Origin of the sequence: Streptomyces sp. NPDC101234 (assembly GCF_044767525.1) — a bacterium.
Lineage (GTDB): Bacteria > Actinomycetota > Actinomycetes > Streptomycetales > Streptomycetaceae > Streptomyces > Streptomyces sasae.
This window is the reverse complement of record NZ_JBIWOA010000004.1, coordinates 63,261-87,875: the sequence shown is the minus strand read 5'-3', so window position 1 is coordinate 87,875 and position 24,615 is coordinate 63,261. Positions and strand designations below refer to the sequence as shown.

Genomic DNA, 24,615 nt, shown 5'->3' with positions numbered 1-24,615 from the left:
ATGAACGCATGCGCGCCGCCCGGCTCATCAAGATGGTGCTTCTGCTGCAGTCCCGGTCCGTCATGACCGCCGGTGAACTGGCCGTGGAGCTGGAGGTGTCCGAGCGGACCGTCATGCGGGACGCGCAGGCGCTGTCGGAGGCGGGGGTGCCGGTGTACGCGGACCGGGGGCGTGCGGGCGGGTACCGGCTGGTCGGGGGATATCGGACGCGGCTGACGGGATTGGGGCGGAGCGAGGCCGAGGCGTTGTTCCTGAGCGGGATGCCGGGGGCCCTGCGGGAGATGGGCCTCGAGGACGCGGCCAGTGCCGCCCGACTGAAGGTGTCCGCCGCGCTGCTGCCGTCCCTGCGCGACGCGTCCCGTACCGCCGCGCAGCGGTTCCACCTCGACGCGCCCAACTGGTTCACCGAGCCGGAGACCCCCGCGCTGCTGCCCGCCGTCGCCGACGCGGTGTGGGACGACAGGCGGGTCGTCGCGCGCTACCGGCGCGGGGAGTCGGAGGTACGGCGGGAACTGGAGCCGTACGGGCTCGTGCTGAAGGCCGGGGTCTGGTACCTGTGCGCGCGGGTCGCGGACAGCGACTCCTACCGGGTGTACCGCATCGACCGGTTCACCTCCGTGGAGGCCGGCGGGAAACGGTTCGAGCGGGACGAGGAGTTCGATCTGCCGGGGTTCTGGGAGCAGCGGGCGGAGCAGTTCGCGCGGTCCCTGCTGCACGCCCAGGTGGTGGTACGGCTGTCGGCGGTCGGGGTGCGGAGGCTGGCGTACGCCGTCGATCCCTTCGCCGCGCGGCAGGCGCTCGCGGCGGCCGGGACCCCGGACGATCGGGGGTGGGTGACGGTGACACTGCCCGTGGAGAGCGAGGAGGTCGCACACGGCCAGCTGACCGCGCTGGGGCCGGAGGCCGAGGTACTCGCGCCGGCCCGGCTGCGGGCCCGCTTCGCGGCGGACGCGGCGCGGCTGGCGGGGCTCTACGCGCAGCCGGGTGACGGCGCATAACAATCCGCACCACTCCGCGTGCGCCCCCGGCGCCCAGGCACGATGCTGGACCCGTGATGGACGAGACGGAGTTCTGGGAGCTGGTCGACGCCACCCGCGAGGCCGCCGAGGGTGACCCCGACGACCAGGCGGACCTGCTGGTCGACCGGCTGCTCCAGCTGGAGCCGGACCTGGTCCTGGACTTCGCCCGTCACTTCGAGGCCCGCTACAACCGCGCCTACCGCTGGGACCTGTGGGGCGCCGCCTGGGTGCTGCTGGACGGCGCCAGCGACGACGCGTTCGACTTCTTCCGGTGCTGGCTGATCGGCCAGGGCCGGGACGTCTACGAGGGTGCCGTGCACGATCCGGACACGCTGGCGGAGCTGCTGGACGACTTCGACGAGGAGGTCGACGGCGACGGCGAGGAGCTGGGGTACGCGGCGGACGAGGCGTACGAGCAGCTCACCGGGACCGTGGCGCCGGACCTGGGTATCACGCCCGCGCCCTCCGAACCGGAGGGCGCCCCGGTCGACTTCGAGAACGAGCGGGTGCTCTCCGAGCGGTTCCCCAAGCTCTGGGACCGCTTCAAGGAGTGAGCGTCACGGCGTGAGTGCCGGGGCGTGCGTGCCGGGGCGTGCGTGTCACGCCGCCGTGCGGCGCCGGGTCACGTCCGACGGGATGTACGCCTGCGTCTGCTCGGCCTTGACCGCATGGTGCATCGGTGCCGCGTTGGCCTGGTCGAGGGCGGACGCGGTGACCGCGGCCGGGCCGAGGACGACCGTCGCGACCGCGCAGACCACGGCCCACGGTCCCCGGGACGACCTGACCCGGCCGGCCTTCCCGGTGCCCTCCGCGCCCTGCGTGGTCTCCGTACGGGCTTCGGTACGACTGCTGTTCATGATCCCCACCTCCAGTCGGCTGCTGATGTCCATGACTGTAGGACGCGGGGATCTGAACAACCTGCGTGTCACCTGTGGCGTTCCTTTGACATCCTCCCCCCGCTGGAAGCGGGGGGATTCCAACCCTGAGGGATTGAGGTTCACGGACGCTCGACCGCTTGAGCGGTGTCATCCCTCCGGCGTGTCCCGCCGCGACGCCGGAGGCTCAGCACGACCGCCGAAGCCCATGGCCCCCTTCAGCGGAGATTCGGTAGCCGCCGTGGCCGGGCGCAGGGGTGTCATCCACCGCGGCGTTCCCGGCCAGGTCGCCATGGGGGTCCTGGTCGGTGTTCCGGTGGCCGTCCCCGTCGGCACCCTGCCCTGCAGCCGGGCCGCCGCCTGCCTGATCTCCGGGAGGCGGGCGGCGAGGGCGGCGCCGGGGCAGTTGGTCTTGTAGCCGTCCTGGTGGCCGGCGACCGCGGGCAGGGCGACGGTGGTGCCCTGCTGGTAGCGGCTGCGGTCGTTGCTGGAGACCAGGCGGGCCCTGGCGCGCGGGTCGACGTCGGCCAGGCCGAGTTTCCAGGCGACGAGGGCGGCGATGGAGTCGGTCATGGCGCGCGGCACCGGTACCCCGGCGGTGAAGGTGCCGAGGGCGGCGATGCCTGCGGTGCGGTGGTTGAAGCCCTGGGTGTGGGCGCCGGTGACGGCCCGGTCGGTGCCGCCGGCACGGCCCTCGTAGATGGTGCCGCAGCGGTCGACGAGGAAGTTGTAGCCGATGTCGTCCCAGTCGCGGTCGCCGGTCTGGCCGGTGTAGAGGCGGCGGATGATCTCGGGCGCCTGTGCGCAGGAGTAGCCGTTGGGCGAGTCGGTGTGGTGCACGAAGACGGCGACGACCTTGTCGTCGTAGCGCGGCGGCGGCTGGGTGCGGCGGACGGTGGCGTTCAGCCAGGCCGAGCGCGGCACGATACGCGGCCGGGGCGCCCGGTACCGGCCGGCCGGGCCGGCGGGCTCGGGCGCGGCGAGGTGCATCGCGACGGGGCGGTCGACACCCTGGGTGCACACCACCAGCGTAAGGACGGCGACAAGGCCGGGCAGACAGCCGAGCAGCGTCAGGACGGTGATCCTGGTGCGCCGCCCCGCTCTGGGGAGGACACGCATGGCACCCACTCTCGGGTTGATCCACCGCGTCCGCGATGTGTGCTGTGCCACCTGGTGGAACCATCGTCCCGGTCCGGGACGTTTCAGGAGGTACACGCACGCGTGGCCGGTTCCCGAGGTTCCCGCGCGCGTGAACTGATCACCGGACCTGTCCCGACCGTATTAAGGGCACCGAGAGAAAGGCGGCTTCGTGGACGTGCTCGACCTGGTGCTCGTACTGCTGGTCCTCGTCTACGCGTCGTCCGGTTACCGGCGCGGGCTGGTGGCCGGCTGTGTCTCGCTGGCCGGGTTCGTCGGCGGCGCGGTGATCGGCGTGTGGGTGCTGCCGTGGGTGATGGAACTGGTCACGCGCGGGACGGCGACGGCGACGGTGGTCGCGGTGCTGACGGTGCTGGTACCGGCGGTGGTGGGGCACGAGCTGGCGGGGCGGCTGGCGCTGCGGCTGCGCCGGGAGCTGGACGAGGGGCCGCTGCGGGTGGCCGACGGGATAGGCGGGGCGGTCGCCAACTCGGTGGCGGTGCTGATCGTGGCCTGGGTGGCGGCGAGTGTGCTGGCCGCTTCCTCGACGCCCGCGGTGACGACGGCGATCCGGGACTCGAAGCTGCTCGGCGCGGTGCAGAACACCATGCCGGACACCACCCCGGCCTGGTTCTCGCGGGCCACCTCGGCGCTCACCGAGGCGGGTTTCCCGCAGGTCTTCAACCCGTTCGAGAACGAGTCGACGGCCCAGGTCGCCAAGCCCTCCGGCGACAACGTCACGGCGGCCGCGACGAACGCGGCCAAGCGCAGCACGGTCAAGATCGAGGGTTCCTCCGGCACCCAGGGCCGCGAGGGCAGCGGGTTCGTGTTCTCGCCTGAGCATGTGATGACCAACGCCCATGTGGTGGCCGGCATCGACAACCCGACCGTGCGGATCGGCGGGGTGGGGCCGGCGTACGACGCGCAGGTGGTCCTCTTCGACCCGGACCGGGACGTGGCGGTGCTGTACGTGCCGCAACTGCACGCGCCGGTGCTGAGGTTCGACACCGCCGCGGCGCGCGGCAACTCGGCGGTGGTCGCCGGCTACCCGCAGGACGGCGACCTGAACCTCCAGGCGGCCACGGTGGCGAACAAGGTGCAGGCCACCGGGCAGAACATCTACAACGACGCCACGGTGACCCGCGAGATCTACTCGATCCGCTCCACGGTCCGCCCCGGCAACTCCGGCGGCCCGCTGCTGACCACCGGCGGCAGGGTGTACGGGGTGGTGTTCGCCCGCTCCACCTCGGACAACGAGACGGGGTACGTCCTGACGGCCGACGAGGTGGCCGGTGACGCGCAGCGCGGGGCGGAGGCGACCCAGCCGGTGGACACGGGCGACCTGATCACGTCCTGACCGTCACACCGTCCGCCCCATGAGGACGTCGTCGACGTACCGCCCGTCGAGGAGGAACTCCTCGGGCAGTACGCCCTCGACGGCGAAGCCCTCGGCCTCGTACAGCTTGCGGGCCGGGGTGTTGTGCCCGAGGACGCGCAGGGTGAGCCGTCGGGCGCCGCGCCGCCGGGCCTCCTCGACGGCGGCCCGGATCAGGATGCGTCCCACGCCGCGGCCGCGCACCTCCTCGGTGACGGCGAGGCCCTGGATCTGCAGCACATGCGTGTTGGCGGCGAGCGGGGTGGGACGGGCCAGCCGGATGTAACCGACGATCCGCCGGTCGAGCTCGGCGACCAGGAACTGGTCCGGGGTGTGGCGCTCGTCGAAGTACGGCGGGTACGGCGGCTGCGGCTCGGGGGTCACCGCGTGCAGGGTGGACCAGGTGACCCGGTCGAGGAGGGCGAGCTCCTCCTCGTCGTCGGGCAGGGCGGTGCGTATGTACGGATCTGCCATGCCGGTCACCCTAGGCCGGGCCGCGCCGGGGGCCCATCGGGTTTTCCGCCGTACGTGCGGGCATGCTGGGGCGCATGGAACGTTCTCGTATCGCGGTGGCCGGTGCGTCCGGTCTGATCGGCAGCGCCCTGGTGCGGTCCCTGCGGGCGGACGGGCACGAGGTGGTCCGCCTGGTGCGGCGCGGGGCCCACGGCCCCGGCGAGGTGTGCTGGGACCCCGAGGGGCAGTATGTGGACACGGCCGGGCTGGCCGGCTGCGACGCGGTGGTGAACCTCGCCGGGGCGGGCATCGGCGACCGGCGCTGGACACCGGCGTACAAGAAGACGATCCGGGACAGCCGGGTCCTCGGCACGGCCGCGCTCGCCGAGGCGGTGGCGGCCCTGCCGGAGCCGCCCCGGGTGTTCGTGAGCGGCAGTGCGATGGGCATCTACGGCGACACCGGCGACCGGATCGTGGACGAGGACGCCCCGCCCGGGGACGGTTTCCTGCCGTCGCTGTGCGTGGAGTGGGAGGAGGCGGCGGCCCCGGCGCAGGAGGCGGGGGTACGGACGGTGTTCCCGCGCACGGGCCTGGTGGTCGCGCGGGGCGGCGGGGCCTGGGGCCGGCTGTTCCCGCTCTTCGGCGCGGGGCTCGGCGGCCGGCTGGGCGACGGAAGTCAGTACTGGTCGTTCATCGCGCTGCACGACGAGGTGGCCGCGATCAGGTTCCTGATGGACACCGAGGGCCTGGCGGGCCCCTTCAACCTGACCGCGCCGCAGCCTCTGACGAACCGTGAGATCACGGCGGCGATGGCCCGGGTGCTGCACCGCCCGGCCCTCTTCCCGGTGCCGGCCGCCGTGCTGCGGACCGCGCTGGGCGAGCTGGCCGGGGACGTCCTGGGCAGCCAACGGGTGGTGCCCAAGCGGCTGTTGGAGTCGGGGTTCACATTCGCGTTCCCGGGCATCGAGGACGCGATTCGCGCGGCCTGACGCCACATGTGACCGTATGCGACCGGTGTGCGACCGTGCCCTGTTCATGCGCGACTGTCCTCGACCGTTCACCGCCCTAACCTCGACCCGAACTCGGGTATCCCCGGAGCCTGTTGGGGGCATCACGTCTCCACCGGACGCGCAATCGAGGAGGGGCCTCGTGCATGAGCCCGCGTACCAGGCGGACGTCGTCATCGTGGGAGCCGGTATCGCCGGACTCTCCGCGGCTCATCGGCTGAACAGCGCAGGAGTAACGACCGCGGTCCTGGAGGCCGCCCCCTACGTCGGCGGACGCATGTCGACCGAGAAGGTCGACGGCTTCCGGCTCGACCGGATCGGTCAGCTCCTGTCCACGTCCTACCCGGAACTACAGCTGACACCGGGACTGGACGCCCTGGTTCTGCGCCGGTTCGCGCCCGGCGTGCTACTGCATCGCAACGGGCGCAGGCACCGGGCCGGCGCTCCGGCGGGCGGAGGAAGCGCAAGGGGCGCACTGTATGCCGTGCGCGCCCTGGCGAGCGCCCCCAGGGGCTCGGCGGTGGCCCCGGCGCGGGCGACCGCGCCGATGGGCAGCGCGGTCGACCAGGCACGTCTGGGCGCGGCGCTGGGCCGGATGGCGACCACGCCCGTCGAGCGGCTCCTGGCCCGCCCCGAACTCCCCGCCGCCCACGCCCTCGCGGAGCGCGGGGTACCCGCCCGCACGGTCGACGGCTTCCTGCGCCCGCTGCTGGCGGCGCTGCTCTGCGACCCCGAGCTGACGACGTCCAGCCGGTGCGCGGACCTCGCCCTGCGCTCCTTCGCGAGCGGGCGACTGTGCGTGCCGGAGGGGGGCGCCGAGGTCGTCCCCGAGCTCCTCGCCCGCGCCCTGCCGCCCGGCACGGTCCGCACGGGGGTACGGGTCACCTCGGTCTCCACTACGTCGGTGACGACGGCCGACCACGGCGAGATCCGCTGCCAAGCGGTCCTGCTGGCAACCGACGCCCGGGCCGCCGCCGAACTGCTCCCGGGCCTCCGGGTCCCGGACTTCCACCAGGTGACCGTGGTCCACCACACGACGGACGAACCGGCGACGCTCACGACGGGCACGTCGCTCCTGCTGGACGCCGACCGGAGCGGCCCCGTCTCCCACACCTCGGTGGTCAGCAACATCGACCCGAGCCGGGCCCCCCAGGGCCGCGCCCTGATCTCCTCCACGGTCCTCGGCACGCCCCCCTCGGACATCGACACAGCGGTCCGAATGCACCTCTCCCGCCTCTACGGCACGTCGACGCGCCGCTGGGAGACCCTCGCGATCCACCACACGCCGGAGGCGATCCCGACCATGCGCCCCCCGCACGACCTGCGCCGCCCGGTCCGCCTCCTGGCCGGCCTCTACGTCTGCGGCGACCACCGCGACACCAGCACAGTCCAGGGAGCCCTCCATTCAGCCCACCGGGCAACAGCGGCGATATTGGCGGACATCGACGCATCGGGCTCCTTGAACAGGGCGGAACCTTTGCAACGCCGAGCCGCATAAGCACCCCGCCAGGGGCGCGAGGAACTGCGCGACCAGCCACGACGGCGCCGCACCAAGCCGACAGCCGCCACCCGCAACGGCGAGTGACAACACCCGGCCCGGCACCGCCGGACGACACCGTCGTGGCTGAGCACCGTCGCGGCGGAAATGAGGTGAGCGGCGGAGAAGGCACGACCGGCGAAAAGGCGAGCCGACTCGAAAGCCGCCCCGCCCAGCACCCCGTCGGCCAGGCCGGCGCAGCTACCCCCGCTAGCCGAGCGCGGCGACCTTGTCGCGGTAGCCCTTTACCGGGGCCGCGTCCTTGTACGGCTCCAGTCGGCGTTCGAAGTCCTTGACGTACTCGATCGCGCGCACCGAGCGCATCTCCGCGGCCGCCCCCGCCGCTTCCACGCCGAGCGCGCACGCCTGGTCGAGTTCGCCGAGGCCCAGGCGGGCCGTGGCGAGGACGACGCGGCAGAAGAGGCGGCTGCGGGCGTAGGAGGGCGCACGCAGTTGCAGCGAGCGTTCGGCGTGCTGGGCGGACGCGCGGAACTGCTGCAGATCCCGGTGACAGTGGCCGAACTCGTCCGCGAGCTGGGCCTCGTCGAAGAAGCGGGCCCAGTGCGGGACCTCGTCACCCGGGCGGGCCGCCTCCAGCGCGCGTTCCGCGCGGACCAGCGCGCCCGTGCACGCCCGCACCTCGCCGAGGACTCCGTGCGCGCGGGCCTCGGCCGCGTGCAGCAGCGCCTGGACGACCGGCGAGGCGCTGGTGCCGACGCCCTGCTGGGCCACCCGCGCCAGCTGCACCGCCTCCCGGCCGTGCCCGAGGTAGACCGCCTGACGGCTCATGGTGACCAGGACGTAGGAGCCGTAGGCCCGGTCCCCCGCCGCCTGGGCGAGCCGGAGGGACTGCACGAAGTAACGCTGCGCCAGGCCGTGCGCCGCGATGTCGTACGACGTCCAGCCCGCGAGCCGGGTGAGGTCGGCGGCCGCGCCGAACAGCTTGCGTCCGGTCTGCTCGCCGTACGTGCCGCGCAGCATCGGCTCGCACTCGTGCTCCAGATAGCGCACCAGTGCCTGCCGGGCGTGCCCGCCGCCGTACGTGTCGTCGAGCGTGCGGAACAGGTCGCCGACGGAGCGCAGCGCGGCGATGTCGCCGCCGGTGACCTTCTGCCCGGGTCCGCGTTCGGTCTGTCCGCGCGGGCGCCCCGGCACGGGCGGCACCTGCCTGGGCACGGCCGGACGGAGCTGCGCCGGTACCCGGGCCGCCGGTGCGGGCGCCGGCGCCGGCTCGCCGCGGGCCACCCTGTCGTCGGCGCGGCCGATCAGCCAGTCCCGGCTGGGCACCACGAGCCCGGCCGGGGTGAACGCGATCTTGCGGAGCTCGGCGTGGCTGCCGGAGTCCTTGCGCCACAGCCCGCTGACGATGTCGACGGCCTCCTCGGGGGTCGCCGCGAACTCCAGCCCGGCGTACACCGGGGCACACGCGTCGAGGCCCAGGTCCTGGGCGGTGAGTCGGCGGCCCAGGCGCCGGGTGAAGACCTCGGCGATCAGCGCGGGGGTGGTGCCCCGGGGCTGCTGGCCGCGCAGCCACCGGGTGACGGATGTCTTGTCGTATCTGAGATCCAGCCCGTGTTCGAGGCCGAGTTGGTCGACGCGACGCGCCAGACCCGCGTTGGAGAACCCCGCTTCTGCGATGAGCGCGGCGAGCTGGCGGTTGGGGGTGCGCTGCGCGGGTCGGTCCGTCATCTGGGGTGGGGTCTCCTGCCTTCTGGCTCAGCTCGGTAGCTTGTGCCCGGATTGCCGGTGAGCAGCCCTTTTGGCGCTCATGGACGGCGCGAATGTAGCGGAGAGTGAGCAACCGATCGCACACTTCGACGTTCATTCATCCGATCGTGTGAGGATTGCCCCCGAGGCTGACGCGCGACGGGCGGACGTACAGTGGCTTGGGCGCGTTACGTGCCTGACGCACTTATCGCCTTATCGCCGAGGGAGGCGCTTGCCGTGAGCGAGTTGCGGTTCGTCCGTATGGGGTTCGGCGCGGATGCCGTCGAGTACCAGGAGGCCTGGGACGAGCAGCGCCGGGTGCACGCGGCCCGGTTCGCCGACGAGGTCCCCGACACGGTGCTGCTGCTCGAACACCCCCCGGTGTACACGGCGGGCCGCCGCACCGCGGACAACGAGCGCCCCCTCGACGGCACCCCGGTCGTCGACGTGGACCGCGGCGGCAAGATCACCTGGCACGGCCCCGGCCAGCTGGTGGGCTACCCGATCCAGAAGCTCCCGCGCCCGGTGGACGTGGTCGCACACGTACGGCGTCTGGAGGAGGCGCTGATCCGTGTCTGCGCCGAGTTCGGCCTGGAGACCAGCCGGGTGGAGGGCCGCAGCGGCGTGTGGGTGCTCGGCGACCCGGTCGAACAGCGGCCGGCCATCGGAGGGCTCTCCCTGGACTTCGACCCGCGGCTGCACGACGAGGAGTTCGACCCGCGGATGAACGGCCCGGAGTACGCGCCCTCCAACGCCGGCCAGCGCCGCGAGGACCGCAAGATCGCCGCGATCGGCATCCGGGTCGCCAAGGGCGTCACGATGCACGGCTTCGCGCTGAACGTGAACCCCGACAACAAGTGGTTCGACCGGATCATCCCGTGCGGCATCCGGGACGCGGGCGTGGCCTCCCTGGCGGGCGAACTGGGCCGGGACGTCACGATCGAGGAGGTGCTGCCGGTGGTGGAGCGGCACCTGAAGGACGTCCTGGAGAACGCGGAACTCGCGCCGAGGGTGATCGAGAAGACACCCGCGGCCTGACTTTGGCCTGCAGGCTTTCGAATCCACGGGCGTACGCTGGAGCACGCCGAAGAATCAATCGCTAGGGAGCCGGTCGTGTCCGCAGTCGCACCCGACGGACGCAAGATGCTGCGCCTGGAGGTCCGTAACAGCCAGACCCCCATCGAGCGCAAGCCCGAGTGGATCAAGACCCGGGCGAAAATGGGCCCCGAGTACACGAAGATGCAGAACCTCGTGAAGAGCGAGGGCCTGCACACGGTCTGCCAGGAAGCCGGCTGCCCGAACATCTACGAGTGCTGGGAGGACCGCGAGGCGACCTTCCTCATCGGTGGCGACCAGTGCACCCGGCGCTGCGACTTCTGCCAGATCGACACGGGCAAGCCCGAGGCGCTGGACCGCGACGAGCCGCGCCGCGTGGGCGAGTCCGTGGTCACCATGGACCTGAACTACGCCACCATCACCGGCGTCGCCCGCGACGACCTGGCGGACGGCGGTGCCTGGCTGTACGCGGAGACCGTCCGCCAGATCCACGCGCAGACGGCGGAGCGCGAGGGCGGCCGTACCAAGGTCGAGCTGCTCGCCCCCGACTTCAACGCGGTCCCCGAGCAGCTCGCCGAGGTCTTCTCGTCCCGCCCCGAGGTCTTCGCGCACAACGTCGAGACCGTGCCCCGGATCTTCAAGCGGATCCGCCCCGGCTTCCGCTACGAGCGTTCGCTGAAGGTCATCACCGAGGCCCGTGACTTCGGTCTGGTCACCAAGTCCAACCTCATCCTCGGCATGGGCGAGACCCGTGAGGAGGTCAGCGACGCGCTGCGCCAGCTGCACGAGGCGGGCTGCGAGCTGGTCACCATCACCCAGTACCTGCGTCCGAGCGTCCGGCACCACCCCGTGGAGCGCTGGGTCAAGCCGCACGAGTTCGTGGAGCTGAAGGAGGAGGCCGAGCAGATCGGCTTCTCGGGTGTCATGTCCGGCCCCCTGGTCCGCTCCTCCTACCGGGCCGGCCGCCTCTACCAGATGGCCGTGGAGAAGCGGGGCGCGTTCGTCGCCGCGCAGGCCGTCTGACGGTCTCCGCCACGGCCTTCGGCCATTTGCGTGTGAATTCACGCACAAGTTGCTACCGGTCGGTAATGACCGAATGGACGCGGTCCTGACCGTCCTCGCTGATGAGGGCGTACGTCAGGGCCGCGTCAGCGTTCCGGCCCCGCGCATCAAGGCTTCATTGGTGTTTGACCGGTCGGTCACGCCCTGGTAACACCAAACAGTGACCCTGGTATCACAGCAGGCAGACCCACTTCGAGGAGGGACCTCCACCATGCAGGCCGCGCCCGTTCGCGCCACCGCCATCCCGTCCTTCACCGACGCCCTGCGCGCCGTCGAGTCGATCCTGATGAGCGGCGGCCAGCGCACCGCCCGCCAGAACGCCTGGACCTCCGTACTGGAGGACCGCCGTCGTGCCAAGGACCGGGTCGAGGCGCAGCGCTTCCTGGAGCAGGCCGCCGGCCGCTCCTGACGCCCCTCCCGTGGGGCCTTCCCGGGCACTGCCGTCGTCGGCACTCCCGGGGCCACGTAGACTTCGGGGCATGGCGAGGAAGGAACCCGCAGCGGACGCTGCGAATGCGGGACGACTGAAGCAGATCGTCCTGACGTACAAGATGACCCGCAAGGCCGATAAGACGATCGGTCTTGTACTTGCGGGTGTCGGTCTCGGCACCCTTGCCGTCTTCCTCGTGATCGGCTTCCTGATCGGCCACCCGGTCTATCTGGGCATCCTGGGCCTGTTGCTCGCCTTCCTCGCGACGGCGATCGTGTTCGGCCGCCGGGCCGAGCGTGCGGCCTTCGGCCAGATGGAGGGCCAGCCGGGCGCGGCCGCCGCGGTGCTGGACAACATCGGGCGGGGCTGGACGACGACGCCGGCGGTGGCGATGAACCGCAGCCAGGACGTGGTGCACCGGGCGGTCGGCAAGGCCGGCATCGTGCTGGTCGCCGAGGGCAACCCGAACCGGGTGAAGACCCTGCTGGCCGCCGAGAAGAAGAAGATGGCCCGCATCGTGGCCGATGTGCCGGTGCACGACGTGATCGTGGGCACGGGCGAGGGCCAGGTCGAGCTGAAGAAGCTACGGACGACGATGCTCAAGTTCCCGCGCGTGCTCGCCGGCCCCCAGGTGACGGCGACCAACGACCGACTGCGGGCCATGGGCGACCTGATGTCCAACATGCCGCTGCCGAAGGGCCCCATGCCCAAGGGCATGCGGATGCCGAAGGGTGGACCTCGGGGGCGGTAGTTCGCCCAAGAGCTCGGGGCGCGGTGGTTGCTACGGCGACCGCCGCGCCTTTGTGGTTTCCCGGTCGTCCAACGCGGATGACACGCCGCCGAACGGAGCATCCAGCGGGTTATCGGGTCATCCGCTTCTAACCTGCCGAATGTGACAAAACGCCATATCGCATACCTCGCCTGTGCAGCCGCCCTGTGCGGCTCCCTCGGCGCCGCACCGGCGTCCGCCGCCCATCGCGTCCACTGGGTGCACCCGGGCGAGTCGATCCAGAAGGCCGTGAACGCCGCCGAGCCCGGTGACACGGTGGTCGTCATGGCCGGCACCTACCGCGAGAGCGTCAAGGTGACCACGCCCGGCCTCACGCTGCGCGGCGTGGGCCCTCAGACCGTGCTGAAGCCGGCCAAGAAGGCCAAGAAGGTCAAGGCCGGCAAGATGAAGGCCGCCGCCCAGAAGTCCTGCGCGGAGATGGGCAACGGCATCTGCGTGATCGGCACGAAGAAGCAGCCCGTCGAGGACGTGACCATCGCCGGGATGACCGTCACCGGGTTCTCCCGGATCGGCGTGATGGCCGTGGGCGCGGCCAACCTGAACGTGCACGGCGTGGCCGCCGTCAAGAACGGTCAGTGGGGCATCGCCGAGGAGCGCTCGGTGCACAGCACCTACCGCGACAACGTCGCCCGGGACAACGGCGACGCGGGCCTGTTCCTCGCCAACTCCGTCACCGCGGAGAAGGGCGCCACGGACACCCACGGCACGGTCGTCGAGCGCAACCTGCTGCAGGGCAACCGGATCGGCGTCACCGTGCGCCGGCTGCGCAACCTGACCGTCACGGCCAACTCGATCACCGGCAACTGCGCGGGCGTCTTCGTCGTCGGCGACGAGAACAAGCCGAAGGCGGGCAACATCACCGTCGCCGAGAACCAGGTCGTCAAGAACAACAAGTACTGCAAGAAGACCGCCAGGCTGGCCTTCCTGCAGGGCACCGGCATCGTCCTGACCGGCGCCGAGAAGACCCTGGTCACGCACAACACGGTCACCGGCAACACCGGCAAGTCCCCGCTGTCCGGCGGCGTCGTGATCTTCAAGAGCTTCGTCGGCACCACCAGCGACAAGAACCAGGTCACCGACAACAAGCTGTCGGGCAACGGCCCCGCCGACCTGATCAACCAGGAAGCCACCAAGCACGGCAACGCCTTCAAGGGCAACACCTGCAAGAAGTCCAAGCCCGCGGGTCTGTGCTGACCGTAGGGACGTACGGCACGCCCAGAAGACACACCGGAAGACACACCGGAAGAAACACCAGAAGGACCCTCAGAAGGAACCTCAGAAGGAAGGAAGGCGGCACATGACCGCACCAGCACGCGACCTCTCGTCGGCGGCGAAGCAGCCGACGCAGGAGGACGCTCCGCCGCCGTCGATGCGGCTGCGCGAGCTCGTGTTCGGGGCGGCGTGTGCCGCCGCCGTCCGCGCGGCCGCCCGGCTGCGCGTCGCCGACGCGCTCGGGGACGCCCCCATGACCGTGGAGACCCTGGCGGCCACGGTGAAGACCGACCCGAAGCCGCTGCGCCGGCTGTTGCGCGCCCTGTCCTGCTACGGCGTCTTCGCCGAGCGGCCGGACGGGACGTTCGCCCACACCGAGACCTCCCGGCTGCTGCGCGAGGACGACCCGCACAGCCTTCGCTACATCGCCCTGTGGTGCACCGAGCCGTGGACCTGGGCCGCCTGGCCGAAGCTCGACGAGGCCGTGCGCACCGGCCGCAACGTCGTCGAGGACCTCTACGGCAAGGAGTTCTTCGACTACCTGAACGAGGACGCGCCGGAATCGGCGGACGTCTTCAACCGGGCGATGACCACCTCCAGCGAGCAGTCGGCCCGAGAGGTCGCCGCACTGCTGGACCTGTCCGGGAGCCGGTCGGTCGCCGATCTCGGCGGCGGACAGGGGCATGTGGTGGCATGCCTGCTGGACAAGTACCCGGCGATGAAGGGCTATCTGCTGGATCTGCCGCGGGTGGTGGAGAAGGCGCTGCCGCGGCTGCGTCCGGGCGGGGACCTGGAGGACCGGGCGAGCATCGTGCCCGGTGACATCCGGGAGGCCGTGCCGGTCGGGGCCGACGCCTACATCATCAAGAACATCCTGGAGTGGGACGACGAGTCCACCGCGCGGCTGCTCGCGAATGTCATCGCGGCCGGTGGTCCGGGGGCCCGGGTCGTGGTCATCGAGAACCTCGTCGACGACACCCCGTCCATGCGGTTCAGTACGGCCATGGACCTGCTGCTGCTCCTGAACGTCGGCGGGGCCAAGCACACCACCGACAGCATGGTGCGCCGGCTGACCGACGCGGGACTGCAGGTGGGTGACATCCGGCCGGTCAATCCGTATCTGCATGCCTTCGACTGCATGGTGCCCGCCTGACCGGGCGGCACAGGACCCCGTGCACGCCGGTGCCGGGCCCGCGTCGTACGCGGGTCCGGCACCGTTGGCTGGGCGGCCTGCGGTTCAGGCGCCGCCGTCGCGCTCCCAGAGGTAGAAGCGCTGTGCCATCGCGTCCTTCGGGGAGCGCCAGGTCTCCGGGTCGTACGCGCTGACGTACGCCTGGAGACGGTCGCTGACGTCCCTGAACTCGGGGTGCGAGGTGACCTTGGCGATGGCCGGTCCCGGCTCGCGCTCGGACTCGATGAGGTGCATGTACACATCACCGAACTGGAAGAGGCTGCGCCGGGTGACCCCGACGAGGTGCGGCAGCTCTCCCCGGTCGGACTCCGCGAACACCTTCGCGATGTCGGGGGCGGAGCCCGGGGCCATACGGGCGACGATCAGGGCCTGGTGCACGTGTCTCTCCGTTCCTGTCTTCCTGACGGCCGGCTCAGTCGGCCAGGGCCGGGTCGGGGCGCCGGCCGGTGGCCGCCTTCTCGATCTTGTCCCGGATCAGGGCCATCTGGACCTTGGAGTTCCGGTTGATGTTGTCGGTCATCCAGTCGTCGTCGACGGGGGCGTCCGGCTTCATCGCGAAGTCCTGGGTCCAGACCATCCGGGTACCGGCGGGCACCTCCTCGTACTGCCAGAGGATGTCCATGTGCGCGAACGGGCCGGTCTCCACGCGGCGGGCCTTGACCCGCAGGCGGGCGCGGTCCGCCTCGCGCTCGGAGACCCAGCTCCACACCTTGCCGTTCTCGTCGGGGTGCATGGTCAGCCGGAAGGTGACCTTGTTCCCCTCCTCCTCCAGGATCTCGGCGCTGGCGTACTCGCTGAACAGCTGGTGCCAGTTGGCCACGTCGTTGGTCATGTCCCAGACCAGTTCGACGGGCGCGGCGATGGTGATCTCGTTCTGGGTGTGTCCGGTCATGTCAGGCTCCCGCGGGCATGGCGCTGTTGACGAGGTCGAGGAACGCGCGGGGCGTCCTGCACCGCTCGGCGTCCACCGGCATCGGCACGCCGTGCCGGTTCTCCAGCTCGCCGACGATGCCGAGCAGGCCGAGCGAGTCGACACCGAAGGCGTCGAAGCCACTGTCGCTCCGCTCCTGCAGGTCGGCCGGGGAGACGGTGACGCCGGCGGCCGTCTTCATGAGTGCGGACAGTTCGTCCACGGTGATGCTCATAGGGACTCCTTCTTCGTTCGCTGCCGGTCAGCAGCTGCTTGTTCGCGTCACCCGGCCGCGCCGTGGCGCAGCACGAGTGCCGAGTTCGACCCCATGAGGCCCCGGCTGAGGACCAGCGCCGTGCGTGGTGCGGCGGCGCGGGCGCTGCCGGTCACGAGGTCGAGGTCGTGGCAGATGTCGAAGACACCCGGGGTGGGCGGGATCAGCCCGTGTTCCATGGCGAGCACCGCGGCGGCGGTGTCCAGGACGGGCGCCGCGCAGTAGCCGCGGCCGATCCCGGTCTTCGGTGCGGTGACCGGTACGCGTCTGCCGTGCGCGCCGAGGGCGTCGGTGATGGCCAGTGCCTCGGCCCGGTCGGCCTCCGGGACGCCGAGGGCGTCGGCGAAGACCACGTCGATCTCCTCGGGGGCGCACCCGGCCTCGGCCAGCGCCCCGCGGATCGCCTGGGCGAGCCCGGCCCTGGACTCGGCCCAGCGGGAGGCCCCGGTGAAGGTCGACGCATGGCCGTCGAGGGTGGCCCGTACCGGCAGTCCGCGCCGACGGGCCGAGCCGGTGTCCTCGACGACGAGCATGGCGCCACCCTCGGCCGGCACGAACCCGCAGGCCTGCTCGGTGAACGGGCGGTAGGCGCGGGCCGGGTCGGTCTCCCGGCTGAGCTCCTCGTAGCCGAGCTGGCAGACCACCGAGTACGGAGCTATCGGCGCCTCGGTGGAGCCGGCCACGATGACGTCCGTGCCCCGGCGCACCGCGCGGGCGGCATGGGCGAGGGCGTCGAGGCCGCCGGCCTCGTCGGCGGCGACCACCGAGCAGGGTCCCTTGAAGCCGCGCCGGATGGAGATCTGGCCGGTGCTGGCCGCGTAGAACCAGGCGATGGACTGGTAGGGGCCGACGAACCGGCTGCCCTTGCCCCACAGCTGCTGGAGCTCGCGCTGGCCGAACTCGCCGCCGCCGGAGCCGGCCGCGGTGACCACGCCGATGTCGAACGGCGAGCCGTCGGTGTCGGCGCGGCCGAGGCGGGCGTCCTCCAGGGCGAGGTCGGCCGCGGCCATCGCGAAGTGGGTGAAGCGGTCGGTCTGGACGATGAGGCGTTCCTCGACGGCGGCCGCGGGGTCGAAGTCGCGGACTTCGCCGGCCACCTTCATGGGCAGGTGCTCGCAGCCGTCGCGGGTCACCTTGTCGAGGACGTTGCGTCCCTCCTGGACGGATTTCCAGAAGGTGTCGGTGCTGGTTCCGTTGGGCGCCACGACACCGATGCCGGTGACAGCCGCCCGCCGAGAATGGGGTTCGCTCATCGTGTCCTTCCTCTCGGCCGGGTCAGGATCACCGCGGACTGGAAGCCCCCGAACCCGCTGCCCACGGACAGGACACCGCTCAGGGGCCGTTCGCGGGCGACGCGCGGCACGTAGTCGAGGTCGCACTCGGGGTCGGGGGTCTCGTAGTTGGCGGTGGGAGGGACGACCTGGTGGGCCAGGGCGAGCACACAGGCCACGACCTCGATCGCGCCGATGGCGCCGAGCGAGTGGCCCACCATGGACTTGATGGAGCTCATCGGCGTGCGGTACGCGTGCTGTCCGAGCGCCTTCTTGACGGCTGCGGTCTCGTGGCGGTCGTTCTGCCGGGTGCCGGAGCCGTGCGCGTTGACGTAGTCGATGGCGGTGGGGTCGAGGCGGGCGTGGTTCAGGGCGGTCTCGATGGCGCGGGCCATCTCCAGGCCCTCGCTGGTGAGACCGGTCATGTGGTAGGCGTTGCCGAAGGTGGCGTAGCCGTCGAGGAGGCAGTAGATGTGCGCGCCGCGGGCCTTGGCGTGCTCCTCCTCCTCCAGGACGAGCACCGCGCCGCCCTCGCCCATGACGAACCCGTCGCGGCGGTTGTCGAAGGGGCGGGAGGCGTGCTCGGGGTCGTCGTTGTTCGGTGAGGTGGCCTTGATCGCGTCGAAGCAGGCCATGGTGATCGGTGAGATCGGGGAGTCCGAGGCGCCGGCGATGCAGATGTCGGCGCGGCCCTCCTGGACGGTGTGGAAGGCGTAGCCGACCGCGTCCAGGCCCGAGGTGCAGCCGGTGGAGACGGTCTGCACCGGACCCTGCGCGCCGAAACGTTCCGCCACCGCGGAGGCCAGGGTGCTCGGGGAGAACGCCCGGTGCAGCTGGGGCTGCGCCTGCCGGTGGTCCACGTCCCAGCGCTGACCCGCGCCGCTCACCAGGACGTAGTCGTGCTCCAGTCGGGTGGTGCCACCGACCGCCGTACCCAGGGAGACCCCGATCCGCCAGGGGTCCTCCCGGCCCAGGTCGAGACCGGAGTCCCGGACCGCCTCGTCGCCGGCGACCAGGGCGAACTGTATGTAACGGTCCGCCCGTTCGATCTCCTCAGGGTCCAGGCCGTGCGCCGCCGGGTCGAAGTCGCACTCGGCGGCGATCCGTGACCTGAGTCCGGAGGGGTCGAAGAAGGTGATGCCGCGCGTCGCGGTCCGGCCCGAGGCGAGCAGATCCCAGAACGCCGGTACGCCCACACCCCCCGGAGCCACGATGCCTATGCCCGTAACCGCCACGCGCCGGGTCACGACCGGACCTGCCCCACGGAGACGGCTTCCGTCTCCTCCGTGTCGACGTGGCCCAGGGCCGGGCGGGGGGCGAGCGGGCCGAGGTGGAAGACGATCCGCGCCTCGACATTGCCCACGTTGCGGAAGCGGTGCTTCATGTTCATGGGGATCATCAGGCCCTGCTCGGGCCGCAGCGGGTGCGGCTCGCCGTCCAGATCGACCTCCATGTCGCCGCAGACGACGTACACGAACTCCTCGGAGTACGGGTGGTAGTGCTCGGCGATGCGGTCGCCCGGCTGCACGAGGGCCACACCCATGAAACCGCTGGTGGAGCCCACCGTGGCGGGGGTGAGCATGGCGCGCAGATCGCCGCCGCGCCGCGTGTTGGGCTCGATCTCGCTGAGGTCCACGATCTTCGGAATGGGCTTCATCACGTACTCCTCCGTGAATGTGATGCCGTGGTCTGATGCGACGGTGGTGAGGGGGGTCAGGCGTCCGGCGAGCGGCGGTCGGTGATGAGCTGCATCCGCACCGCGTCGCCGTCCAGCAGGGCGGTCAGGGCTTGGGCCGGGGTGACGTCCACGGCCTCGCCGGGCCGGTGCTCGACCAGTCGTACGACGACGTCGTCACGCTGGAAGACCGTGCTGTGCAGCACCGGGCTCGCCGGGTCCTCGGCGGCGGTCTCGTCGTGCTGCGCGAGCAGTTCCGCGAGCCGCATCCCGCAGCCGGGGCGGGCCGGGTAGTACAGCGCGTGGCGCTCGCCCTCGGCGAGCTCGTCGACGCTGACGTGGTGGACGGCCGGCAGCGCCGCCCGGGTGAAGAACACCCGTGCGGATTCCTGGTCGTTGAGGTCGCGTTCCTGCTCCAGGTAGGGGTTGATCGCCTCCTCGACGGCCCGTACCTCGGGCTGCCGGGCGACATGGCGCAGGGCGGCCATCAGTTCACCGCGTACCTCGATGGCCCGCACGACCCGGTTGCCGTGCATGAACAGGGAGGTGCGGAGCAGCCGGGTGGTGTCGTCGACGTTCGCCTTGGGCGAGGCGTAGTCCGCGAGGATCTTCGCGACCTGGGCCTCGCTGCCCGGCCGGACCGTGAAGGTGAGCGCGTGCCGGATCACTCCGTCGCCCATCCGCGGCTCGGCCTGCAGGACGCGCACGGAGTCCGCCGCCGGGCCGCCGGTCTCGCGGACGACGTGGAAGCGCAGCGAACGGGTGTCGCGGACGCAGCTGTGCAGCGGCTTCACCATCTCGACGTGCTCCTCGCTGTTCACCCAGGCGAGGAACGGCGGGGCGCTCTCCCACTCGCTGGTGATCAGCCACTGCGAGGGGTTCTCGATCGACTGGCAGAGCTGGTCGCTGACGTGGCCGGGCACCTGGGCGACCTGGTTGCACAGCTGCTCGTAGGCCTCCAGGAACTGCTGCTGTGCGCCGTCGTAGACGTCCACCAGCAGGACGACCCGGAGCCGGGAGCCGTCGAAGACGGACTGGGAGACCCGCTTGGACACCGGGCGGGTCGTTCGGGTCGGGGAAACCTTTTCCGAGATCGTCGTCATGCTTCGCACATCTCCTTCGCGGGGGCAGCGGCCTGCGCCTTCGCCGATGACGCGGCGTCAGCGCTTCTTGATCCTGTGCCGGTCCTTCGAAGTGCGCGACTCGCGTGAACCAGGTGGGTGATTGAGCGCACGGAACCCCTGCCGGAGGGGCCCGGACGGGGCATGGAAGTTGCGACGCACCTGACGGACCACCACCCGCCTCTGGAGTGCCCGATGCACCGGAAAACCGATCACCAGGTCCCCGTCCTCGTCGTGGGCGGCTCCCTCGTGGGCCTGTCCATGTCCCTCTTCCTGGGCCGACTGGGCGTACGGCACATGCTCGTCGAGAGACACTCCGGGACCTCGATCCATCCACGCGGCCGGGGCAACAACGTGCGCACGATGGAGCTGTTCCGGAAGGCCGGCATCGAGGCCGACATCAGGACCGCGGCCTCGCTCCTCGCGGACAACCACGGCATCCTGCAGACCCCGACGCTGGTCGGCGACGCCGGCGACTGGCTGTTCAAGGAGATCGACCCGGGCGGCGGACTCGCGAGGTTCAGCCCGACGGGCTGGTGCCTGTGCAGCCAGAACGACCTCGAACCGGTACTCCGCCGGGCGGCCGAATCCCTCACCGGCGAGCTGCGCTACTTCCATGAGATGGAGTCCTTCGAACAGGACCCCGAAGGAGTGACGGCGTACGTCCGCGACCGTGACTCCGACCGGATGTACACCGTCCGTGCGGACTACCTGGTCGCCGCCGACGGCCCGCGCAGCCCGGTCCGCGGCCGGCTGGGCATCGGCCAGACGGGCCCGGGCGACCTGTTCGCCAACGTCAGCATCACCTTCCGCTCCAAGCTGCTCCAGAACACGGTCGGGGACCGCCGCTTCATCTGCTGCTACCTCACCGACCCCGAGGCCGACGGCGCCCTCCTCCCCGTCGACAACAAGGAGCGCTGGGTCTTCCACGCGCCCTGGCACCCCGAACGCGGCGAAACCCTCGACGAGTTCACCGAGGAGCGGCTCACCCGGCACATCCGCCGGGCCGTCGGCGTCCCCGATCTCGACGTCGAGATCACCGGCCGGGCGTCCTGGCGGGCGGCCGAGCGGGTCGCCGAGCGGTACTCGGACCGGCGGGTCTTCCTCGCCGGGGACTCCGCGCACGAGATGTCCCCGACCGGCGCGTTCGGCTCCAACACCGGCATCCAGGACGCCCACAACCTGGCGTGGAAGCTGGCGGCGGTCCTGGACGGCTGGGCCGGACCGGGGCTGCTGCAGTCGTACGACACCGAGCGCCGCCCGGTCGCCCTCGCCACCAGCGCCCGCGCGTCCGCCCGCTCGGTGGAACACAGCCACCCCGGCTTCGCCCCGGCCCCCGGCATCGGCGCCGGCAAGCGCGGCGGCATCCTCAACATCGTCCTCGGCTACCGGTACCCGAGGGGGGCGGTACTGGGCGCGGACGTCGGCCGGCCGGTCGTACCCGACGGGATGAACCTGACGGGCCGGCCGGGCAGCAGGGCGCCGCACCTGTGGCTGCGCCGGGCGGACGAACGCGTCTCCACGCTCGACCTGTACGAGCGCGCCCTGGTCCTGCTCAGCGCCCCGGGTTCGCCCTGGCACATGGCGGCCCGCCGGATCGCGGACACGGAACGGGTACGACTGGACGCGTACGGGATCGGCACGGCCGGGTCAGGGGCCGATCTTGTGTACGACACGGAGGGCGACGACTGGGCGACGGCACACGGCACGACGGCGGACGGCGCGGTGCTGGTACGGCCGGACGGATTCGTGGCCTGGCGCGCGGAGGGCCCGGCGGAAGGGGACGCGGAGGCGGAGCTGCGGGATGTACTGCGGGGAGTTCTGCGGACACGGTGAGCCGGGGTGGGGGCTGCAGCGCCCCGTCAGGGGCGCTGGGGGTACCCCCGGCCGAAGGCCGGGGGAGGAACTGCGCGAGCAACCACGCACCACCCGCGGCCGCCGACGAAACGGAACCCCGCAGTCGACCGGGCGGCCGAACCCCCCGCGCCTCAGATACGGACCTCCACGGTCCGCGCCAGCCGGTCGTGCAGTCCCCTGCCGTCCCGGTCCCAGATCAGCGCCGGAATCGCGAGGCACAACAGAACCGTGCGGGCCAGCACGCGCAGCGGCTGCACCCGCCCTGTCCCGACGCCGACCACCCGCAGCCCGAACAGTCGCTTGCCCGGCGTGAAGCCGACCGTGCCCACCGTGAGGACACCCAGGACGAAGAAGATGAGCAGGGCCCAGTTGCCGGTCGAAGCCGGGTTGTAGCCATGAGTGATCAGGCCGTATGCGATCAACTCGCACAGCGCCCAGTCCACGGCCAGCGCCCCGAGCCGCCTGCCGGGGCGGGCGATGGAGCCCGGTCCCTGTTCCGGCAGACCGAGCTGCTCGCCCCGGTAGCCGAACTCCGCGCCCGCCTCTTCCATGGCCGCGCGGGGCCCGGAGAGCCACGATCCGATTGCTTGCCTGTTGTCCACCCGTCAACGGTACTGCCCCGGTATCCACCCGGGGTTCGGCGGGGTGTCCCGGGGCTACCGTGGAAGCGAACCCGGTTAACTTCAGCGAAACAAATGGGTCACGCCCGAGAAATCACCCGTCCCTAGGGTCGAGGACAGCGTGTGCCACCGCACTGGCCGCACGAACGAACTACCACCCCGGCACGGGAACGGCCGGGAGTAGGAGGAGCTGGATGTTCCAGAACGCCGACGAGGCCAAGAAGTTCATCGCGGACGAGGACGTCAAGTTCATCGACGTCCGTTTCTGCGACCTGCCGGGCGTCATGCAGCACTTCACGCTGCCCGTCGAGGCGTTCGACCCGGACGAGGAGCTCGCGTTCGACGGTTCGTCGATCCGTGGTTTCCAGGCGATCCACGAGTCCGACATGGCGCTGCGCGCGGACCTGTCGACCGCCCGGGTGGACTCGTTCCGCCGGGACAAGACGCTCAACATCAACTTCTTCATCCACGACCCGATCACCGGCGAGCAGTACTCCCGTGACCCGCGCAACGTGGCGAAGAAGGCCGAGGCCTACCTCGCGTCGACCGGTATCGCGGACACCGCGTACTTCGGTCCCGAGGCCGAGTTCTACGTCTTCGACAGCGTCCGTTTCGCCACCTCGGCGAACGAGAGCTTCTACCACATCGACTCCGAGGCGGGTGCCTGGAACACCGGTGCCCTCGAGGACAACCGTGGTTACAAGGTCCGCTACAAGGGCGGCTACTTCCCGGTCCCGCCGGTCGACCACTTCGCCGACCTGCGCGCCGAGATCTCCCTGGAGCTGGCCAAGTCCGGCCTCCAGGTCGAGCGCCAGCACCACGAGGTGGGCACCGCCGGCCAGGCGGAGATCAACTACAAGTTCAACACGCTGCTCGCCGCCGCCGACGACCTCCAGCTCTTCAAGTACATCGTGAAGAACGTGGCCTGGCGCAACGGCAAGACCGCGACCTTCATGCCGAAGCCGATCTTCGGCGACAACGGCTCGGGCATGCACGTCCACCAGTCCCTGTGGACCGGCGGCTCCCCGCTCTTCTACGACGAGGCCGGTTACGCGGGCCTGTCGGACATCGCCCGCTACTACATCGGCGGCATCCTGAAGCACGCCCCGTCGCTGCTCGCGTTCACCAACCCGACGGTGAACTCGTACCACCGTCTGGTCCCGGGCTTCGAGGCGCCGATCAACCTGGTGTACTCGCAGCGCAACCGCTCCGCCGCGATGCGTATCCCGATCACGGGTTCGAACCCGAAGGCCAAGCGTGTCGAGTTCCGCGCGCCCGACTCCTCCGGCAACCCGTACCTGGCCTTCTCGGCCCTGCTCCTCGCGGGCCTCGACGGCATCAAGAACAAGATCGAGCCGGCCGAGCCGATCGACAAGGACCTCTACGAGCTGGCTCCCGAGGAGCACGCGAACGTGGCCCAGGTCCCGACCTCCCTCCCGGCCGTCCTGGACTCCCTGGAGCGCGACCACGAGTTCCTGCTCGCCGGTGACGTCTTCACGCCCGACCTGATCGAGACGTGGATCGACTTCAAGCGCACCAACGAGATCGCCCCGCTGCAGCTGCGCCCGCACCCGCACGAGTTCGAGCTGTACTTCGACGTGTGATCGACGCCTCTCCGGCTTCCGGCGCCCCCGTTCCTGTTTCTCAGGGCGGGGGCGCCGTCGTATCGTGCCTGGGTACTGGCGTTCGAAACGGGGGCACGGGATGTCGGAACAGGACGACGAGGAGCGGGAGTTCGATCTGCGCTGGGCCGACCAGGCCGAGCACAGGGAGCCGTCCGCGCGGGCACGGATGCTGGCTGCCCGGTGGCGGGAGAACCCCCCGGGCCCGGTGCCGTTCCGTCCGGATCCGGGACCGGCGGCACCACGACGATCGTCGTGGGTGTCGACGGCTCTGGTACTGGGCTGCGTGGCGGCTGTGATCGTTCTGCTCGGGTACATACAGACGCGCTCGCCCTACTAGGGGCCCCGGCACAAGCGCCCCGTGAGGGGCGCGGGGAACTGCGCGAGCAACCACGACGGCGTCGCTCCCTTCA

At 71.1% G+C, this 24,615-nt stretch carries 25 protein-coding genes and 1 pseudogene; 14 read left to right on the top strand and 12 right to left on the bottom strand.

The genetic code is table 11. The annotated features are described in order from the left end of the window. The first annotated feature begins 8 nt into the window (after positions 1-8). On the top strand, positions 9-998 hold the full coding sequence (locus ACIRR9_RS08955) for a helix-turn-helix transcriptional regulator (protein ID WP_403749172.1): 990 nt from the start codon (positions 9-11) through the stop codon (positions 996-998). A 56-nt stretch (positions 999-1,054) separates the two neighbouring features. Beyond that, complete coding sequence (locus ACIRR9_RS08950) at positions 1,055-1,573, top strand: DUF4240 domain-containing protein (RefSeq protein ID WP_403749698.1); 519 nt, start codon at positions 1,055-1,057, stop codon at positions 1,571-1,573. 45 nt (positions 1,574-1,618) lie between these two features. Here the strand turns inward: ACIRR9_RS08950 and ACIRR9_RS08945 are convergent, their stop codons facing one another. Both ACIRR9_RS08945 and ACIRR9_RS08940 read right to left on the bottom strand, forming a co-directional pair. Further along, positions 1,619-1,876, bottom strand: a complete 258-nt coding sequence (locus ACIRR9_RS08945; protein ID WP_123977786.1) for a hypothetical protein — start codon at positions 1,874-1,876, stop codon at positions 1,619-1,621. Between the two features lie 354 nt (positions 1,877-2,230). Further along, positions 2,231-3,013, bottom strand: a pseudogene (locus ACIRR9_RS08940) (peptidoglycan recognition protein); the annotation flags it as partial. Positions 3,014-3,203: 190 nt separating this feature from the next. Here ACIRR9_RS08940 and ACIRR9_RS08935 point away from each other — a divergent pair. Then, on the top strand, positions 3,204-4,388 hold the full coding sequence (locus ACIRR9_RS08935; protein ID WP_403749170.1) for a MarP family serine protease: 1,185 nt from the start codon (positions 3,204-3,206) through the stop codon (positions 4,386-4,388). Positions 4,389-4,391: 3 nt separating this feature from the next. On the opposite strand, the gene ACIRR9_RS08930 is transcribed toward ACIRR9_RS08935, so the two are convergent. Next, complete coding sequence (locus tag ACIRR9_RS08930; protein ID WP_403749167.1) at positions 4,392-4,880, bottom strand: GNAT family N-acetyltransferase; 489 nt, start codon at positions 4,878-4,880, stop codon at positions 4,392-4,394. 74 nt (positions 4,881-4,954) lie between these two features. On the opposite strand from ACIRR9_RS08930, the gene ACIRR9_RS08925 reads away from it, so the two are divergent. Together ACIRR9_RS08925 and ACIRR9_RS08920 are read left to right on the top strand one after the other, a co-directional pair. Then, a complete protein-coding gene (locus ACIRR9_RS08925) occupies positions 4,955-5,848 on the top strand; it encodes a TIGR01777 family oxidoreductase (RefSeq protein ID WP_403749164.1) in 894 nt (297 codons plus the stop codon). Positions 5,849-6,008: 160 nt separating this feature from the next. Beyond that, positions 6,009-7,364 (top strand): FAD-dependent oxidoreductase, encoded by a 1,356-nt coding sequence (locus ACIRR9_RS08920; RefSeq protein WP_403749161.1) that lies wholly within the window; start codon positions 6,009-6,011, stop codon positions 7,362-7,364. 249 nt (positions 7,365-7,613) lie between these two features. Here ACIRR9_RS08920 and ACIRR9_RS08915 read toward each other — a convergent pair whose 3' ends face one another. Next, on the bottom strand, positions 7,614-9,092 hold the full coding sequence (locus tag ACIRR9_RS08915) for a regulator (protein WP_403749158.1): 1,479 nt from the start codon (positions 9,090-9,092) through the stop codon (positions 7,614-7,616). A gap of 255 nt (positions 9,093-9,347) precedes the next feature. On the opposite strand from ACIRR9_RS08915, the gene lipB reads away from it, so the two are divergent. From lipB to ACIRR9_RS08885, 6 genes are all read left to right on the top strand, one after another. Beyond that, positions 9,348-10,148, top strand: coding sequence for a lipoyl(octanoyl) transferase LipB (gene lipB, locus ACIRR9_RS08910; protein WP_403749156.1), 801 nt, complete (start codon positions 9,348-9,350; stop codon positions 10,146-10,148). 75 nt (positions 10,149-10,223) lie between these two features. Beyond that, positions 10,224-11,189 (top strand): lipoyl synthase, encoded by a 966-nt coding sequence (lipA, locus tag ACIRR9_RS08905; RefSeq protein WP_123977778.1) that lies wholly within the window; start codon positions 10,224-10,226, stop codon positions 11,187-11,189. Positions 11,190-11,439: 250 nt separating this feature from the next. Continuing rightward, complete coding sequence (locus tag ACIRR9_RS08900) at positions 11,440-11,637, top strand: hypothetical protein (protein ID WP_123977777.1); 198 nt, start codon at positions 11,440-11,442, stop codon at positions 11,635-11,637. A 70-nt stretch (positions 11,638-11,707) separates the two neighbouring features. Then, entirely contained in the window at positions 11,708-12,409 is a 702-nt protein-coding gene (locus ACIRR9_RS08895) for a DUF4191 domain-containing protein (RefSeq protein WP_384560274.1), read from the top strand. A gap of 141 nt (positions 12,410-12,550) precedes the next feature. Beyond that, positions 12,551-13,642 carry a nitrous oxide reductase family maturation protein NosD gene (locus tag ACIRR9_RS08890; RefSeq protein WP_403749152.1) on the top strand — a complete coding sequence of 364 codons (1,092 nt, stop codon included), beginning with the start codon at positions 12,551-12,553 and terminating at the stop codon, positions 13,640-13,642. Positions 13,643-13,817: 175 nt separating this feature from the next. Further along, positions 13,818-14,813, top strand: a complete 996-nt coding sequence (locus ACIRR9_RS08885; RefSeq protein WP_365343388.1) for a methyltransferase — start codon at positions 13,818-13,820, stop codon at positions 14,811-14,813. Between the two features lie 84 nt (positions 14,814-14,897). Here ACIRR9_RS08885 and ACIRR9_RS08880 read toward each other — a convergent pair whose 3' ends face one another. From ACIRR9_RS08880 to ACIRR9_RS08850, 7 genes are read right to left on the bottom strand one after another with little or no spacing between them, the layout of a single operon-like run. Next, positions 14,898-15,230: a TcmI family type II polyketide cyclase gene (locus tag ACIRR9_RS08880; protein ID WP_123977774.1), complete on the bottom strand. Its 333-nt coding sequence runs from the start codon at positions 15,228-15,230 to the stop codon at positions 14,898-14,900. A 34-nt stretch (positions 15,231-15,264) separates the two neighbouring features. Next, entirely contained in the window at positions 15,265-15,744 is a 480-nt protein-coding gene (locus ACIRR9_RS08875) for an SRPBCC family protein (RefSeq protein WP_403749149.1), read from the bottom strand. A gap of 1 nt (position 15,745) precedes the next feature. Further along, a complete protein-coding gene (locus ACIRR9_RS08870; RefSeq protein WP_123977772.1) occupies positions 15,746-15,997 on the bottom strand; it encodes an acyl carrier protein in 252 nt (83 codons plus the stop codon). 47 nt (positions 15,998-16,044) lie between these two features. Continuing rightward, the gene (locus ACIRR9_RS08865; protein ID WP_403749146.1) at positions 16,045-17,289 is read right to left on the bottom strand and encodes a ketosynthase chain-length factor; all 1,245 of its coding nucleotides are present in this window, start codon (positions 17,287-17,289) and stop codon (positions 16,045-16,047) included. Then, complete coding sequence (locus ACIRR9_RS08860; RefSeq protein WP_123977770.1) at positions 17,286-18,554, bottom strand: beta-ketoacyl synthase; 1,269 nt, start codon at positions 18,552-18,554, stop codon at positions 17,286-17,288. The genes ACIRR9_RS08865 and ACIRR9_RS08860 overlap by 4 nt, the downstream gene beginning before the upstream one ends. Then, positions 18,551-18,964 (bottom strand): cupin domain-containing protein, encoded by a 414-nt coding sequence (locus ACIRR9_RS08855; RefSeq protein WP_403749144.1) that lies wholly within the window; start codon positions 18,962-18,964, stop codon positions 18,551-18,553. Before ACIRR9_RS08855 ends, ACIRR9_RS08860 begins: the two co-directional genes overlap by 4 nt. Positions 18,965-19,020: 56 nt before the next feature. Then, on the bottom strand, positions 19,021-20,085 hold the full coding sequence (locus ACIRR9_RS08850; RefSeq protein ID WP_403749143.1) for a SchA/CurD-like domain-containing protein: 1,065 nt from the start codon (positions 20,083-20,085) through the stop codon (positions 19,021-19,023). A gap of 213 nt (positions 20,086-20,298) precedes the next feature. On the opposite strand from ACIRR9_RS08850, the gene ACIRR9_RS08845 reads away from it, so the two are divergent. Next, the gene (locus ACIRR9_RS08845) at positions 20,299-21,939 is read left to right on the top strand and encodes an FAD-dependent monooxygenase (RefSeq protein ID WP_403749140.1); all 1,641 of its coding nucleotides are present in this window, start codon (positions 20,299-20,301) and stop codon (positions 21,937-21,939) included. A gap of 152 nt (positions 21,940-22,091) precedes the next feature. Here the strand turns inward: ACIRR9_RS08845 and ACIRR9_RS08840 are convergent, their stop codons facing one another. Next, positions 22,092-22,562 (bottom strand): RDD family protein, encoded by a 471-nt coding sequence (locus ACIRR9_RS08840; RefSeq protein WP_123977766.1) that lies wholly within the window; start codon positions 22,560-22,562, stop codon positions 22,092-22,094. 212 nt (positions 22,563-22,774) lie between these two features. Between ACIRR9_RS08840 and glnA the strand changes: the two genes are divergently transcribed. Together glnA and ACIRR9_RS08830 are read left to right on the top strand one after the other, a co-directional pair. Then, positions 22,775-24,184, top strand: coding sequence for a type I glutamate--ammonia ligase (gene glnA, locus ACIRR9_RS08835; RefSeq protein WP_189260613.1), 1,410 nt, complete (start codon positions 22,775-22,777; stop codon positions 24,182-24,184). Positions 24,185-24,284: 100 nt separating this feature from the next. After that, on the top strand, positions 24,285-24,542 hold the full coding sequence (locus ACIRR9_RS08830) for a hypothetical protein (RefSeq protein ID WP_403749137.1): 258 nt from the start codon (positions 24,285-24,287) through the stop codon (positions 24,540-24,542). Positions 24,543-24,615: the final 73 nt, after the last annotated feature.